Consider the following 16,149-nt stretch of genomic DNA (forward strand, 5'->3'; position numbering starts at 1 on the left):
CAAAGCCACCACCGGAACCCGCCAACCACTACAGTGAAGACCGCTCACGGGTGACGAGTTTCGCCGAGCACAACTGCTGAAATTCGCTGAGCCTCGTCATTGTCACTGTGGTGGACACCGATCCCCGGGCTGTGCTGTGCGTGGAACGCCTCGAAGAAGGTGACACCGGAGGCGACCCCGTTGTGCTCGGAGAGCGGTGGATGGCTTCCAACCTTCCCGCGGTCCCACAGATCGAGACGCAAACCCAGGCGATGTTCCCTGTAGAAGCAGGGCCGATCCCCGTCCGAGACGCAGACCGCCTTCTCTACGAGATCTTCATGGCCGATGCAGAGCTCGCGTGCGATCGGTCCGCGCTTGTCCACGGTGAACTGGCCGAGCCCTACGTTCGCTTGAACGCCGTATCGATCTGCCTCCTCTGCGACGTAGAAGTGCAACCGGGCGATCCTGAAACGGGTGTGCACGTTGCACGCCGGGACCTGCCGAGTCAGGACGTAGACGGGTTGCTGTGCGTCGAATGTTCGACGGAGATGTCGACCAGACCGTACGAAACCCTGGTAGAGCACCGAATGGCCACTCGGCACCCTCAGTGCCCGCGGTGCGCGTCGTTCAAGACCCTGTACGTCGCGCATGGCAAACTGCAGCTCCCGCCGGAATTCGCGCCGCGGTGGCCGTGGGAGATCCCAACCGGAGACGCCTTCGATGGCAGCGAGACTCAATGGAGTTGCAGCGCATGCGCTTACGGCTGGGACTACCTTTTCGCTGACCTTGCCCCGAGTCAACGTCCGATCGAGGTCGCACCTCTATGGGAACGCAACCTGGACAACCGCATTGTTCTAGCGCGCAAACGGAAGAACAGTGATCGCTTCGAACCGATGTCCGTGCTGTGCGCACCGCTCGAACCAACCGATGTCATGCGGATCCTCTCGGAGATCGTGGACACCACCTTCGCTGGAAACTGGCCCGCGGCGCTCAACGTGATTTTGGATGAGTCGGTATCTGCCTGGGAGTTTCTCGATTGCGCGGTCAACGAACACAGCGAATCGATCGGCGACCGAGCGCGTGACGTGGTGTACTCGGGCAACCCAAAGTTCATCGCGGTACCCGGAGTGGGCATCAAGACCGACTACGGCCCCTACGAGCACGGCGAGACTGGCGTCGGCGAGGCGTCTTACGACTTCTACGACGTCATGTATGCGTTCCTGATCGACGGCGACGGCAACGCCGACATCCTCACCGCCCAGACCCAGTACGAAGTCGTCGAAAACGGTCGAACCTTGACCGGCGACGACGAGACATGGTCATTCTCGTACACTCTCGTACCCGCGGACTACCGTCGTTGAACGTCGACTTGCCCGCGTAGGCAGCCTCGCGGCTAGTTCAGAGTCGCGCGGCAGAACTCGTCGGTGTTGCCCGCCTCGAGACAGTTTTGCCAGTCGATCTGGCCCTGCACCCAAGGTGAAGGTGTTTGCACCACCCGGTAGTTTGGGTTCGGGATGGTCGCACCGTTCGGGTACACGCAGACCGCGGACTCGCACGTCGGAGTATTGGCGTCCACTTCGGACTGCAACGCCTGGTCATGGACGGATTGGCAGTACGACGACCATCCTGTCTCAGTGCCATCCGACCAGCTCGTCACGATCGGGCCGAGGCCTCCGCCGCGCTGACATTCCACGATGTACGGCTCCTCGTACACCGGGGACGGTTCCACGTACGTCTCGACGGGTTCGACCGCAGTTGTCACCGGTACCGGGGGCGCCTCCGTCGTCGGCACTACCGACGACGGAGCCGTCGTGGTTGCTGTGATCGTCGAAGTCGCCGAAGCAGCAGGCGACGGATCCGCGGCCCTGTCCTCGCCGCCCGAGCAACCAGACAGAACGAACAGCACAGCGCACACAGCAACGACAGCGATTGGCAACTTCACAGCCCCTATACCGTCTGACGGGAAGCTACCGTTACGGCGCATGCGCTCCCGTCGCCCGCTCACTCCCGCGAATACCGTTGCTGCAGATACGCATCGACTGACTTGCGACTAGAACGCCATGCCCCGTCTGATCCCTGGTGCGCGTCGAGCCGTCCACGTCGCGCTGCCTGCCTCAACGCGTTGTAGCTGATTTCCGGCGTGACCAAGGCTTGCAATGGAACGAGACGAGCGGGCCCAGCGATCGATGGCACCACGAACCTGTGCAAGTTGTCGATGACCGATCGGGCCAGGAGTTCGGCCAACGGGCCGAACTCGCCCTTGTCGGCGTGGTCCAGGGCGTCGAGATACTTCACGCGGTCACGCTTGAACACGATCGCGGGTGGGAAGCCGAGGCGAACGAGAATGAGGTTGAGTAGGAGCCTTCCCGTCCGGCCGTTGCCATCGAGGAATGGGTGAATCCTCTCGAACTCGCAGTGGATCGCCGCGAGCCGAACCGGGATGTCGCGTGGATCCAACGCACCCGAAGCCAAAGAGGACAACTGAGCTGCAAACAGATTGGCCTCGTCGACCCACGTCGATAGTCGCTCCGGTACCTCTACCCACGGAGGAGGCCTCATCCCGCCGTCGAACTCGCGAATGTCGTGCCTCCGGAAGCTTCCTGGACCTTCCTCGCGCGTGGCATCGGTATGCGGGGCGACGTCCCACACCCGCTGCATGACTTGTTGGTGCACTGACCGAACCTCGGTGACGGTCACCAGACCCTCGCCCGCGTAGCCGTCCGGTGCAGTCGCTTGCGCGTAGACCCACTGAGCGGCTTCGCCGTACCCGAGGACTTCCATATAGTCCTTCAGGTCCTTGGCCCCGACAGCCTTGCGCCGATCGAGCAACGCCTCGACCTCGCGCAGGACGAGAGTATTGCCCTCGATGGCTGTGGAGTTGTGGGCCTCGAGGTGCCAGATGTCGTCCCAAATGGCCGTCGACTCATCAGGTAGCGGCATGCCGCCGAAGCGCTGTAGTTCACTTAGCGCCTCGGCAAACTGCCGGTAGATCGACTCGCGACTAGGCCTACCACGTGGCATTACTGCGCATCCCCGGAAGTTGTAGCACCTGCATGCTAGCTAAATGTACAGAACAACTTCCGAAGTTGATACACCTACGACCTAGCTAAATCAACAAAACAACTTCGACGGCGCCGCACCTTCAGTTACCTGGCACCGGCGGTTGGATCCGGCCGCACCTCACGCGCCGCGGGATCCAACGCCCGTCACCTCAGCGCGACGCGCGTCCCACCGGAGAACATAGAATCGTGCAGTTCGATTTCTGCAGGAACCGCCCCCACCGGCATGTCGAAGACCACCTTCATGCTGACGCTGTTGCCGGGGTTGATCTCGTCCCAGATGGCGACGTCGGTGTCGAGTCCGATCGCAGCGGAGGTGTCCGCACTGAACTTACGGCCGTCGGCGTCGTACATCTCCTGCGCATCGGGGCTGAGCCCCTTCGGTTCGTCGGAGGTATTGAGCACTGACACGGTGACAACCGTGAACTGTCCCTGCGCCTTCTCGATGAGGTAAGGGTTGTCGCCTACCTCGGTCAGTCCGGACACGACGTCGGTCACCGTGAACTCGAACTTGCCGTCACGAACAGGCGCCCCGATCCCAGGCAATGCCACCGGTGCTGCTTCAGGTTCGGCAGCAGCGGGCGCGTCAGGAGCGGTGTTGTTCTCAGTCGCCGCAGAAGTCGCCGCCGAAGTCGGTGCCGGTGCCGGCGCTTTCGTCTGCGGTTCGTGATCGCCGAGGTTCGCAAAGATGCTCAGGGCAATCAGGACCGCGGGGATACCGATGATCCAGCGCCACTTCTTGGACTTCTTCTCGGTCGGCGCTACAGGCTGGGTGCTCATATTCATTCTCTCTTCTGTGGGTTGGATGGGTGAGTCAGCCGAGTGAAAAGACAAGGCCTGATTCGGCTTCGGACTCGGTGTAGGTGAGCTCGCCGCGGTGGCTCACCTCGACTTTGTAGAAGGCCTTCCCGCGTGGGACGTCCGCGACGGTGAAGTCGAGCCAGCAACCGCTCGACCCGCCGGAGCTGGTCGCAATCGCTCCCTTGGCCAGCAAGGTGCCGGCCTCGTCCGTCACCGTGACCGCGGCACCAGGACCGATGTCCTTGTAACCGCCCTTGCCGGCGCACTCGAAGCCGTCGGGCAGTCCGTACGTCGTGATGCTGTCCTCGAGCGTGATCGCGCCCAGGACCTCGAACGTCTCGGGCTCGCGGTTCGCGTTGAACGCCATGACGGCGACAACGACTATGGAGATAACGACCCCCAAGGCCACCGCACCCACGGCAGCGGCGACGATGATCGTCCGACGCGAGGGCGACGTCGGTTCTGGAGGTGAATCAGGTTGTACTGCTCCGTCGTTCGGTTGGGTCATCCGCTTCTCCTTGGTCTGCTTCGGCTGCGATCTATGTTCCGGCGAAACAACCGTTGAGCAGAGTCAGAGCGTGATAACCCCCTTTATCGGTAAGGGGTCAAAACTTTCCTACCGAGTCTCATATCCTTCGGCTGACGAAGAAGTTTCAGCACCGACCGACCGTTACCGTTTATGTTGGACAGCATGGGAGCAGCGATGAACTCGTACGGACCGTCCGAGGACGACTGGGAGCACATGGCCCTCGACAACCTCGGTGAACTCGGGTGGCGTCACGTCGACGGTGTCGACATCGCACCTGGAACCGGTGAGCGCGCCGGGTGGGACGAACTACTCATCCGCCCGCGGCTGCGAGCTGCCATCGCGAAGTTCAACCCACAGTTGCCGCCGACGGCCGTCGACGACGCCGTGTCCATCGTCGCCACAGCGGGTTCGACGGATGCAATCGCGGAGAACGAAGTTGTCCACAGCTATTTGACCGAGGGCCTCCGCAAGGTCTCGTACGTAGACAACTCGGGAGTCTCGGTGACCCCGACCATTCGGCTGTCGTCGATGGATCCGGACGAAAATGACTGGCTCGCAGTCAATCAGGTGACGCTGATACGCGGAGACTACAGGCGACGGTTCGATATTGTGCTGTTCCTCAACGGCATGCCGGTCAGCGTCATCGAGTTGAAGAAGGCGGGGAGCGCGAATACGAACCTGAGCCAGGCCCATGCCCAGTTGCGAACCTATGTCCGGGAGTTTCCGCTCGCGTTCAGATTCGCCGTGTTCAGCCTTGTGTCCGACGGCATCGCCACGCGGTACGGAACTCCCTTCACGGCCTTCAACCACTTCTCGCCCTGGAACGTCGACGACGACGGTAAGCCTGTCACCTACGACAACGCCGACAACACCCCGCTCGGTATCGCGTTGTTCGGCCTGTACAACCAGGAACGATTCCTGCAGTTGATGCGTGACTTCACCGCCTTCGACAAGGGTGACACCGGCCTGGTCAAGCGTATTGCCAAGCCGCATCAGTACTTTGCCGTCAACAAGGCAGTGGGCTCGACCGTCCTCGCCGTCGAAAGCAACGGCAAAGCCGGCGTCGTATGGCACACGCAAGGGTCGGGCAAGTCGATGGAAATGGAGCTGTACACCAACCAGGTTCTTCGGCACCCCAAGCTCGCCAACCCCACCATCGTCGTCATCACCGACCGCAACGAACTCGATGGTCAGCTGTACGAGACCTTCGCCGTGTCTCAGCTGCTTCCAGGCGCACCCAAGCAGATTCGCAAGCGCGAGGAACTGCGCGCCGAACTGTCCGGACGCAACACCGGCGGAATCTACTTCACCACCCTGCAGAAGTTCGGAAAAACGAAGGGGGAGCGGGACTCCGGCGAGAGTCACCCGCTTCTGTCCTCACGTCGAAACATCATCGTCATCGTCGACGAAGCTCATCGCAGCCACTACGACAACCTCGACGGCTACGCACGACACCTGCGCGACGCGCTCCCACACGCAACACTGATCGCGTTCACCGGAACACCCATCTCGTTCGACGACAGAAATACTCAGGACGTTTTCGGTGATTACATCGATATCTACGACCTGACCCGTGCCGTCGAAGACGGTGCGACCGTTCCGGTCTACTTCGAGAGCAGATTGGTCAAGGTTTCCTTCGCCGAGGGTGTCAGTGAATCCGACCTCGACGCGTCGGCAGACGAAGCGACCGTTGGTCTCGATGACACAGAGCGCAAGCGCATCGAAGACAGCGTCGCCGTGATCAACGCCGTCTACGGCAACCCTGATCGGCTGAAGAAGCTCGCATCCGATCTCGTCGAACATTGGGAGAACCGCAGCAAAGCGATGACGTCGTTCCTGAGTACAGACGATCATCCGAGTACACCCGGCAAGGCGATGATCGTCGGGGCGACCCGGGAAATCTGCGCGAACCTGTACTCCCACATCGTTGCTCTTCGGCCGGACTGGCACTCCGACGACCTGGCCAAAGGCAAGATCAAGGTCGTCTACTCCGGTGACGCGACCGACGAGGAACCGATCAGCCTGCATGTGCGGCGCGACTCCGCGAATGCAACTATCAAGAAGCGGATCAAGAACCCTGACGACGAGCTGGAACTCGTCATTGTCAAGGACATGATGCTCACCGGATTCGACTCGCCGCCGCTGCACACCATGTATCTCGATCGTCCGCTCAAGGGTGCGCTACTGATGCAGGCACTTGCGCGCGTCAACCGCACGTTTCGCGGTAAACAGGATGGCTTGCTGGTGGCTTACGCACCCGTCGCTGACAATCTTGCCAAGGCCTTGGCGGAATACACCGCGCAAGACCAGAAGTCGAAGCCGATCGGCCGCGACATCTCGGCCGCCATAGACGGAGCCAAGGACTTGGTGTCGATCATCGAAGGGCTACTGCACGGGTTCGATTGGCGGGCCGAGTTGAATGCCGCCAAGACCGGTCGCGCGTACTACGACGCTGCTACGGCGACGGTCAACTATCTCCGTGACCCACGCCTGCCGGAGAACCAGGTCGGCGAGGGAGAGGAAACTCTCGCTGCTCGGTACCGAAAATTCTCCTCGCAACTGTCGCGCGTGTGGGCAATTTGCGGCAGCACCGACGATCTCCGTGAAGTTGCGCCGGTTGCGCGCTTCTTCGAAGAAGTTCGGGTGTACATGGCGAAGTTCGACGCCGAAGAGCGCCAGAGTCGCGGCGAGGCAGTCCCCGAGGACGTCCAGCGGGCATTGCGTCAGCTCATCGCGGCATCTGTCGAATCCGGTGAAGTGCTCGACATCTATGGCGCCGCAGGCATGCCGAAACCATCTCTCAGCGATATCAACGTCGATTTCATCAAGAAGGCCCAGGAAGCCAAGAACCCCAACCTCGCCATCGAGGCACTGCGCAAGCTCATCAATGACGAGTCCAAGGCCGCGACCAAGCACAATGTGGTCCGTCAACGTGCATTTTCCGATCGACTGTCCGAGCTGATGCTGAAGTACACCAACAGTCAGCTCACGTCCGCCGAGGTGATCGCAGCATTGGTGGAGATGGCCAAAGAAGTGTCCGCGGAGGCCGACCGCGGCGCGCAGTTCACCCCGCCGCTCACCAGTGACGAGTTGTCCTTCTACGACGCCGTGTCACAAAACCAGTCCGCAGTCGACATCCAGGGTGAGGGCAAACTCGCCGACATCGCCCGTGACCTCGTCGGCGTCATGAAGCGAGATGCCAAGACGGACTGGGCCATCCGGGCAGATGTGAAGGCCAAGCTGCGTTCGCAGATCAAGAGGCTGCTCACCCGACACGGTTACCCGCCGGACAAGCAGCCCGACGCCATCAAGCTCGTCATCGAGCAAATGGAGTTGATCGCACCAGTCTTCGTGGCGGAATCGTGAACCGGAAGAGAGCAGCCCTCATTGGCTTCCGCATCCTCGCGCAATGGCTGTTGGTAGCCGCAGCAGTGGTAGCACTCGTCGACGACCGCCATGACGCAGCGACGATATATCTCGTCCTGTTCGGCATAGTCAGCGTCATCCACGCCTTAGTACCAATCGACCAGAGGCGTGGCGACAAACACGGTGAACGGGCTGTCCGATGGTGAGAGGCGCTGCGAACCGAGGAGTCGCCCTGACCACAGGTGGAATGGGCGAGAAGCGGATGTATCTGACTCCAGAGTCGAAGAAAAAGGAGGTGACACAACCGCTTCCCAAACCCTCCAAGAAGAAAAAGGCAGCTCGGAAAGCACGCCCCATGAGCACATGCGATCTGTGCGGATCCGCATACCGAACTCGCCCTACCGCGGCTGGTAAGCGATGCTTCGATGGCTGGCAGGAGAAAGCGCGATTGGTGCCAGGCAGGGCCGACACCCGGGCACTGTGGTCGGCTTCGTCGAGTTCGCTCTTGTGCAGGTCCTCCTCGGTGTGTCGTCAGCACAAGTGCGAACTCGAGATGGATGGATCGTCGAGTGCGAGGTTGTGTACTGAATTCGTGCCGATTTCGTGCACAACCTCGCGTTGGCCATCGAGTCGGGCCTTGGGTGAATCACGAATCCCACCAGTGTCATTCGAGGGCTCGACCGAATCGTAATATAACGAGTCTGTGACGCGGGTAACAGTGTTGGTTGAATGCGCGACATACTCCTCAGGCGGCACAAGAGACCCACTGAAGACATTCCGACAGACTCGACCCTGGAGGCACCGCATGACCGTAGTGAACGATTACTCGAAGTTGGCCTTCACCGATTACGCCGACACTGCGGTCACCAACTACGCAACGCCTGCGGTTCTACCCATTCGCACCACCGGCACCCAGGCTCCAGTCTTCTGCATCCACCCGATCGAGGGCCTGACCAGCTGCTACGCCGAGCTCGTGGAGCATGTCGGCGAAGATCGGCCCGTGTACGGGGTTCAGGCGATCAGCACCAAGGCCGAGTCTCTGGCATCGCTCGCCGCGCTCTACGCCGACGAGATCGTGGCGGTCCAGGCGTCGGGCACCGTGCATCTTCTCGGTGTCTCCTTCGGCGGCGTTCTCGCCCACGCGATAGCCGTCGAGCTCCAGCGCCGGGGCGTGAGCGTCGGGCAGCTCGTTCTGGTGTCGGCCGAACCACGTCCGCAGGCCGCCGACACGGGCCGCGAACTCCTGGCACGAATGGGCGACGTCATCGACCGCAGCCGCGCCGAGGAACTCCTGGCCATCGCCGCACACAACGGCACACTGGCGGCTCGGCATTTCCCCGGCGTGTTCGTCGGGCAAGCAGTGGTAGTTGCCGACGAGTTCGGCGGCGGCGCCTGGCACCCGTTCATAAGCGGAACGGTCACCAAGTACCTGATTCCCGACGCACGCGATCTCTCCCTCGTCGGCGAATTGGCCGACCGCTTCTTCTGACCGCGAACCGCGGAGTCACTCCAACGCCGTGATCAACGGGCCGATCGGGCCGAGATCGAGTGCTCCGGACCCCGCCGCGCGCTCGTCGACTGCAGGGAGCAGGGCCGCGTGTGCGCGTCGAGCAGCGCCGTGATGCCCGACGCGGAGGGCAGCTGTACCGACCAGGTACCAACAGATTTCGGCCATCAGATCGTGCGGCGGATCGGGGACCGTCTCGAGCATGCCCGACGCCTCCGCGTCGGTCGCGAGGAGCGGTTGGGCCCACGGCGCATAGGGGCCGAAGTCTCCCCTGGGTAGTGCAGTGTCGTTCCGCAGAGCCGTGGTCAGCGCGGACATGGCGGTCAATCCGGTTCGGAATCCAGGCATTTCGTCACCGTCCGGTGGAGGTGGTCCGCCGGTGAAGGTGTAGCGGAACCACGCGGTGAACACCGACGCGAGGGGGCGATCGAATCTGGCGGCGATTCCGTCCACGAGGTCTGCCTCCGCCGAGGCTTCGTCGATGTCGTCGAGCGCGCACAACGCTTGCATGCGGATCAGTCGACCGGCGATGTCGAAGGTGGGCAACTCGGATGCCACGGCGATGTCGATGATGTCGGCACCGATGCGTTCACGATCGCGGGCCAGGCCGGTCGTCCGACACGTCTGCAGATAGCGTGCGCTCAGCGCGAGGCAGAGTAGCGCCGGGTCGGCGAGGGTCCGCGCCAGCCGCTCGGCCTCTCGTGCCTCGTCCATCCGGCTGTCCACGCCACGAGATTCCATCGCGATCGTCGCCAGCAGACGGGCCCGTACCCGGGTCGACGCCGTCGGCGGGAGGATCGCCAGAGTCCGGTCGGCGGCCTCGACGATGGCCGCTGATTTCGCCGGATCGTCGGACCGCGTCCAGACTCCCGGAACGTCGTAACCCACGATGACGCGTGCCGTCAGCTCCGGATCACCGAACTGCTCGGCAGCGCGGATCGTCGCCACGCGCTGCTCGGTGGCCGCGTCGACCGATCCGGACTGGGCAAGAAGCGGGAGAAGTGCTGTAGCACTTTCGATCTGCGATCGCGCACCGCCGCGAGCCTGCGCCGCCGCTGTCTGCATCAGGACAGAGCTGCCGTGAGAGAGCAGCCCAGAATCCCGCGTCAGAATACGCTGTTCCAGACTTGCCAGGCGATCACTCGGATCGAGGCCCAGCCCACGAACGAACGTCTCGCGAGCACGCCGCAGAACCTCGAGCGCGTCACCCTGCCGACCCGCCCCGTACAACGCGACAGCCAACAGACGCCACCCCTCCTCACGCCACGGGTGCTCGTCGACGTGGCGGTCGAGTGACGCAATGATGCTGTCCCCCTTGCCCTCGGCGATCCGCGCCTCCGCACGTCGCTCCACGGCACCGGCCCTGAGCTCTGCGATTCGCGCGCGTTCTCCCGTTGCCCACGCACGATCCGCGAACTCCTCGAACGCATGTCCGCTCCAGTGCTCGAGTGCATGCTCGGGCTCGTCGTCCCGAACCAACTGCTCCGCGCGCCACAGATCCACCGCGTCGGCGGCCAGAACGAGTGCGTATCCGGCACCCCTGGTCACCAACGTCGTCGGGGGAGTGCGCGCCGGCCTGCCAGGCTCCAGGATCTTCCTAAGCTCACCCACGAAGGTCTGCACGATGCCGAGTGCACCCGCAGGTGCGTCCTCCCACAGATCGTCGACGAGACTCGACGTGCGCACCGTCCTACCGCGAGCGATCACCAGCAGGCAGAGCATCTCGCGTAGCCGCGGCTTCGAGATGCGCACCGGCATACCGTCGATCTCCACCTCCACCGGGCCGAGAACGCGGATCCGAGGCTCGCTCACGCTGCGATTCTAGTTCGCGCTGATCGGCCGCTGATCGACGTGCACGACGATCGACGCATGGACATGAACCTCACTGGAAAATCGGCATTCGTCAGCGGTTCCACCGAAGGAATCGGATACGCCGTCGCGCGGGCGCTGCTCGCCGAAGGCGTCGACGTGACGATCAACGGCCGCGACACTGCGCGGCTCGATCGTGCCGTCGAATCACTGCAACACCACGCCCCCGACGCCACCGTCCGCGGAATCGTCGCCGACTTCGCCGTGGCCACCGACGTCGAACTCCTTCTCGACCGGCTCGGGGACGTCGACATCCTCGTGAACAACGTCGGTCTGTTCGAACTCACACCCTTCACCGACATCTCCGACGACGACTGGCAGCGATACTTCGACGTCAACGTCATGAGCGGAGTGCGTCTGGCCCGACGCCTCATGCCCGGCATGCTGGGGCGTGGATGGGGACGAATCCTGTTCGTCAGCAGTGAATCCGGAGTCGACGTGCCGGCCGACATGATCCACTACGGCACGAGCAAGACCGCGATGCTGTCCCTGGGGAACGGGTTGGCCAAGCTCACGAAAGGCACTGCTGTGACGGTCAATTCGGTCCTCGGTGGACCCACCTACTCCGACGGAGTCGCACGGACCGTCGACGCCCTGGCCGCGGCGCGGTCCATCCCCGTCGACGACCTGAAATCTGCGATCGCGAGCTCCAACACGACGTCCCTGCTGCAACGTTTCATCGAACCGGCCGAAATCGCGAACATGGTGACGTTCCTGGCCAGCCCGGTCGCCTCGGCCACCAACGGCGCAGCGGTCAGAGTCGACGGGGGAGTCCTACCCACGCTGCTCTAGGGCACCGGCGTCGGCGCGAGGCTGTTGCCCGGGGGAATCGTGGCGCAATTGCTGTGCGTCGGAGCCCCCGAGAAACGCTCGGTCATGAACAGCAGTCCCTGGGCCTCGAACGGCGGAAAAGCCTCGCCGTGGGTCAACCCGTCGTACTGCGAGTACTGGACGTCGACGCCCTGGCTGCAGTACTGGTGTGCAAGCGCCTGAACGTCGGCAGTGATCATGATGGTGTCACCGATCGGATCCGCGTGGCCAACGGCCAAGAACATCGGAACACGCGGTGTACCTGCGGTGCCCATGATGTTGTCGTTGATCGCCTCGACTACCTCCGGCACATCCAGAAGTGACGTGTACGGCGCCTTCACCATGTCTGCATCGGTGAGGGTGGGGTAGTCGTCGGCGAACTGCGCGATGCACTCCTGATCCACCTGGTCCATCACCTGCAGCCCGTAGTCCGAGACGAATTCGCTCGTGTTCAGTCCGTACGCCCGCTGGTACGCGACGATGAGTGCCGGAATCACACCCGCCCACTGCGCGCTTCCGCTGACGTAAGGAAGATTGTGCGCGAGGTCGACCGGGAGACCACCCGCCGCGACGCCGACAAGGTTGAGCTCCGGCGCGTAACTCGGTGCAACCTCGGCACCCCACTGCGTCGGAACCGAGCCGCCCGAGTATCCGATCATCCCAACGGGAGTCGACGTCGGCACCTGCAGGAACTGCTCGGCCGCGCGAATACCGTCCAGCGCGGCGTATCCGGACTGTCGTCCGATCGTCCACTCCAGTTCTTCACCTTCGTAATCCGGCGCGACGACGGTGTATCCCGCAGCGAGGTAACCCGCGATCACTGCCTGCTCCGCCTCGGCAATAGGACTCGTCGCACCACCGCTGAGGGTGTAGGACGGGTCGCACTGCGATCCGAGAGCGTCGTACGCCATGTGGTACGAGACGATCTTGGTCGGGCCGGGAATCAGCGGTCGGAGAACGGCCGCCGCGGTGACCGCGCCGCGACCCTGTTGATCGGTGGTGCGGAACAGCACCTGATCCCCGGTGATCGGCGTGGTCAGGGTCGGCGTTGCGAACACCATCGGCCGACTCCGCAGCACCGTGCCCGGCGCAACGTCGAGAGACCCGTCGTAGCTGTAGAACGGATCGTTCGCCGGAATGGGCGACCCGGGCCCCGGATCCGCCTGGGCAACGAACGCACTCGACCCGACGACCACGGCAGCGACCACGCCGACCAAGAAGCCTTTACCAACTCGTGACATGAGACAGATTAAAGCGCACCCATGCCCCCTGTGGCACCGCTGATCGCAAGTCTCATCCTCAAAGGATGGGTCCACTCGGTAGGGGATTACTTCAGAACGATATTGACCATGCGCCCCGGAATGACGATGACCTTCGTCGGGGCTTTTCCGTCCAGCAGGGCTGCGATCTTCTCGTCCTCCAACGCGATTTTCTCGACGTCGGCCGGAGCTGAATCGGCAGGTACGGAGACACGGCTACGGACCTTTCCGTTGACCTGGATCGGATAGTCGACGGTATCCGCGACGAGCCACTTCTTCTCCACCCGCGGGAACGGCCCGTGGGCGAGAGAACGATCGTGGCCGAGCAGCTTCCACAGCTCCTCGGACAGATGCGGAGCCATCGGCGCGAGCATCAGGACCAGCGGCTCCACGACACCGCGCGGTGCACCGTCCGGATACGCCTTCGTGAGATGGTTGGTGAGCTCGATGAGCTTGGCACCGGCCGTATTGTCGCGCAGCGCAGTGTAATCCGCCTCCACACCGTCGATCACCCGGTTGAGGACGCGCAACGTGTCCTCGGTGGGCTTGTCGTCGGTGACGCGCACAGCGCCGGTCTCCTCGTCGAGCACCAGCCGCCACACACGCTGCAGGAAACGCTGCGCGCCGACGACGTCCTTGGTCGCCCACGGACGCGAGGTGTCCAGCGGACCCATCGACATCTCGTACACACGCAGGGTGTCGGCACCGTACTCGGTGAAGATGTCGTCGGGCGAGACCGAGTTCTTCAGGCTCTTGCCCATCTTCCCGTACTCGCGGTTGACGGGTTCGCCCTGGTAGAAGTACCCGCCGTCGCGTTCTTCGACCTCCTCGGCCGGAACGTAGACGCCACGCGCATCGGTGAACGCATAGGCCTGGATGTAGCCCTGGTTGTAGAGGCGACGGTACGGCTCGCTCGAGCTGACATGCCCCAGATCGAACAGCACCTTGTGCCAGAACCGCGAGTACAGCAGGTGCAGCACCGCATGCTCGACACCGCCGACGTACAGATCGACGCCGCCCGGATCGTTCGGGCCGTGGATCTCCGGACGCGGCCCCGTCCAGTACTTCTCGTTCTCCGGGTCCGCGAACGTCTCCGAGTTGGTCGGATCGATGTACCGCAGCTGGTACCACGAGCTACCCGCCCACTGCGGCATCACATTGGTGTCGCGGCGGTACGTCTGCAGCCCGTCGCCGAGATCCAGCTCCACCTCCACCCAGTCCGACGCCTTCGCCAAGGGCGGGGAGGGCTCGGAGCTTGCGTCGTCCGGGTCGAAGGAGACCGGTGCGTAGTCTTCGACCTCGGGAAGCTGAACGGGGAGCACACTGTCCGGGAGTGCGTGGGCATTGCCGTCGGCGTCGTAGACGATGGGGAACGGTTCGCCCCAGTACCGCTGACGGGCGAACAGCCAGTCCCGCAGCTTGTACTGGATCTTGCCGGTGCCCGTGCCGTCGGCTTCCAGCTTCTTCACGATGGCGGCCTTGGCGTCGTCGACCGAAAGCCCGTCCAGGAAGCCGGAGTTCACCAACGGGCCGTCGCCGGTGTATGCGGCCTCGGTGACGTCTCCGCCCGAGATGACCTCGCGGATGGGCAGACCGAACTTCGTGGCGAATTCCCAGTCACGCTGGTCGTGAGACGGCACGGCCATGATCGCGCCCGTGCCGTAGCCGGTGAGCACGTAGTCCGCGATGAACACCGGGACCTGTTCACCATTGACGGGGTTCACCGCGTAGGAGCCGGTGAAGACACCGGTCTTCTCCTTGTTCTCCTGACGCTCCAGGTCGGACTTCGCGGCGATCGAAGAGCGGTACGCTGCAACGGCTTCCGCGGGAGTCGCGGCGCCGCCGGTCCAGATCTCCGACACACCGTCGGGCCACGAAGCAGCCACCAGACCGTCGACCAAGTCGTGTTCGGGCGCGAGCACCACGTAACTGGCACCGAACAGCGTGTCCGGCCGCGTCGTGAACACCGTGATGTCACCGAACGACACCTCGGCGCCGCGCGATCGACCGATCCAGTTGCGTTGCATCGTCTTGACCTTGTCCGGCCAATCGAGGTATTCGAGGTCGTCGATCAAGCGGTCCGAGTAGGCAGTGATACGCATCATCCACTGCTTCAGGTTCTTTCGGAACACCGGGAAGTTGCCACGGTCGCTGCGACCGTCGGCCGTGACCTCCTCGTTCGCCAGCACCGTACCCAAGCCGGGGCACCAGTTGACCAGCGAATTGGACTCGTACACGAGGCGGAACGAATCCAGCACCGCAGCCTTCTCCGCCGCCGTCAGAGCCGACCACTCCCGGCCGTCCTCGAGCGCCCGCGAGCCGTCGGCGAACGACGATTCCAGCTCCGAGATGGGGCGCGCCTTCTGCTGCTCCTCGTCGTACCAGGAGTTGAAGATCTGCAGGAAGATCCACTGCGTCCAGTGATAGAAGTCGACATCCGTCGTCGCCAGGGATCGACGCCGGTCATGACCGAGGCCGAGGCGTCCCAGCTGGCGACGCATGTTCGCGATGTTCGCCTCCGTCGTCGTCCGCGGATGCGTACCCGTCTGGACGGCGTACTGCTCCGCAGGCAGACCGAAGGCGTCGTATCCGAGCGCGTGCAGAACGTTGCGGCCGTGCATCCGATGGAACCGCGCGAACACGTCCGTCGCGATGTACCCGAGCGGGTGACCGACGTGGAGGCCGCTTCCCGACGGGTACGGGAACATGTCCTGAACGAAGAGCTTGTCCTTCGGGACGTCACCGGCAAGCGCACCGACCGGGTTGGGAGCGTCGAACGTGCCCTGCTCTTCCCACAGGTCTTGCCATTGCTTCTCGATGCGCGCGGCCACATCCGCGGTGTAGCGGTGCTGGGGCGTTGCGTCCACTGGAACAGTCACCCACGCAGTTTAGTCGTAGCCACCTGCTGCCCTTGTGAGCGGGAATCCGCCCAGCTCAGATGCGCGTACTACGGGCGCGCGCAGAAGACGT

At 63.2% G+C, this 16,149-nt stretch carries 11 protein-coding genes; 4 read left to right on the top strand and 7 right to left on the bottom strand.

Features of this window, described 5'->3' with window-relative positions:
- The first annotated feature begins 110 nt into the window (after nucleotides 1-110).
- A complete protein-coding gene (locus CH292_RS28630) occupies nucleotides 111-1,340 on the top strand; it encodes a hypothetical protein (RefSeq protein ID WP_143545762.1) in 1,230 nt (409 codons plus the stop codon).
- Nucleotides 1,341-1,372: 32 nt separating this feature from the next.
- On the opposite strand, the gene CH292_RS14190 is transcribed toward CH292_RS28630, so the two are convergent.
- From CH292_RS14190 to CH292_RS14205, 4 genes are all read right to left on the bottom strand, one after another.
- Complete coding sequence (locus tag CH292_RS14190) at nucleotides 1,373-1,921, bottom strand: hypothetical protein (RefSeq protein WP_143545763.1); 549 nt, start codon at nucleotides 1,919-1,921, stop codon at nucleotides 1,373-1,375.
- A gap of 59 nt (nucleotides 1,922-1,980) precedes the next feature.
- Nucleotides 1,981-2,919 carry a Fic family protein gene (locus CH292_RS14195; RefSeq protein ID WP_256978133.1) on the bottom strand — a complete coding sequence of 313 codons (939 nt, stop codon included), beginning with the start codon at nucleotides 2,917-2,919 and terminating at the stop codon, nucleotides 1,981-1,983.
- A gap of 266 nt (nucleotides 2,920-3,185) precedes the next feature.
- Nucleotides 3,186-3,818: a DUF4352 domain-containing protein gene (locus tag CH292_RS14200; RefSeq protein WP_256978134.1), complete on the bottom strand. Its 633-nt coding sequence runs from the start codon at nucleotides 3,816-3,818 to the stop codon at nucleotides 3,186-3,188.
- A 34-nt stretch (nucleotides 3,819-3,852) separates the two neighbouring features.
- Nucleotides 3,853-4,347 (bottom strand): hypothetical protein, encoded by a 495-nt coding sequence (locus tag CH292_RS14205; RefSeq protein WP_094655062.1) that lies wholly within the window; start codon nucleotides 4,345-4,347, stop codon nucleotides 3,853-3,855.
- Nucleotides 4,348-4,530: 183 nt separating this feature from the next.
- Between CH292_RS14205 and CH292_RS14210 the strand changes: the two genes are divergently transcribed.
- Nucleotides 4,531-7,734 (top strand): type I restriction endonuclease subunit R, encoded by a 3,204-nt coding sequence (locus CH292_RS14210; RefSeq protein ID WP_094655104.1) that lies wholly within the window; start codon nucleotides 4,531-4,533, stop codon nucleotides 7,732-7,734.
- A gap of 805 nt (nucleotides 7,735-8,539) precedes the next feature.
- Complete coding sequence (locus CH292_RS14220; RefSeq protein WP_019665093.1) at nucleotides 8,540-9,223, top strand: thioesterase domain-containing protein; 684 nt, start codon at nucleotides 8,540-8,542, stop codon at nucleotides 9,221-9,223.
- 15 nt (nucleotides 9,224-9,238) lie between these two features.
- Here CH292_RS14220 and CH292_RS14225 read toward each other — a convergent pair whose 3' ends face one another.
- The gene (locus tag CH292_RS14225) at nucleotides 9,239-11,053 is read right to left on the bottom strand and encodes a BTAD domain-containing putative transcriptional regulator (protein WP_094655064.1); all 1,815 of its coding nucleotides are present in this window, start codon (nucleotides 11,051-11,053) and stop codon (nucleotides 9,239-9,241) included.
- A 57-nt stretch (nucleotides 11,054-11,110) separates the two neighbouring features.
- Between CH292_RS14225 and CH292_RS14230 the strand changes: the two genes are divergently transcribed.
- Complete coding sequence (locus CH292_RS14230) at nucleotides 11,111-11,902, top strand: SDR family NAD(P)-dependent oxidoreductase (protein ID WP_026347793.1); 792 nt, start codon at nucleotides 11,111-11,113, stop codon at nucleotides 11,900-11,902.
- On the opposite strand, the gene CH292_RS14235 is transcribed toward CH292_RS14230, so the two are convergent.
- Both CH292_RS14235 and leuS read right to left on the bottom strand, forming a co-directional pair.
- Nucleotides 11,899-13,161, bottom strand: coding sequence for a lipase family protein (locus tag CH292_RS14235; RefSeq protein ID WP_033189467.1), 1,263 nt, complete (start codon nucleotides 13,159-13,161; stop codon nucleotides 11,899-11,901). The genes CH292_RS14230 and CH292_RS14235 overlap by 4 nt on opposite strands.
- 86 nt (nucleotides 13,162-13,247) lie before the next feature.
- Nucleotides 13,248-16,058, bottom strand: coding sequence for a leucine--tRNA ligase (gene leuS, locus CH292_RS14240; protein WP_373454682.1), 2,811 nt, complete (start codon nucleotides 16,056-16,058; stop codon nucleotides 13,248-13,250).
- Between the last annotated feature and the right edge of the window lie 91 nt (nucleotides 16,059-16,149).

It is taken from the genome of Rhodococcus sp. 14-2470-1a, assembly GCF_002259425.1.
GTDB lineage: Bacteria > Actinomycetota > Actinomycetes > Mycobacteriales > Mycobacteriaceae > Rhodococcoides > Rhodococcoides fascians_E.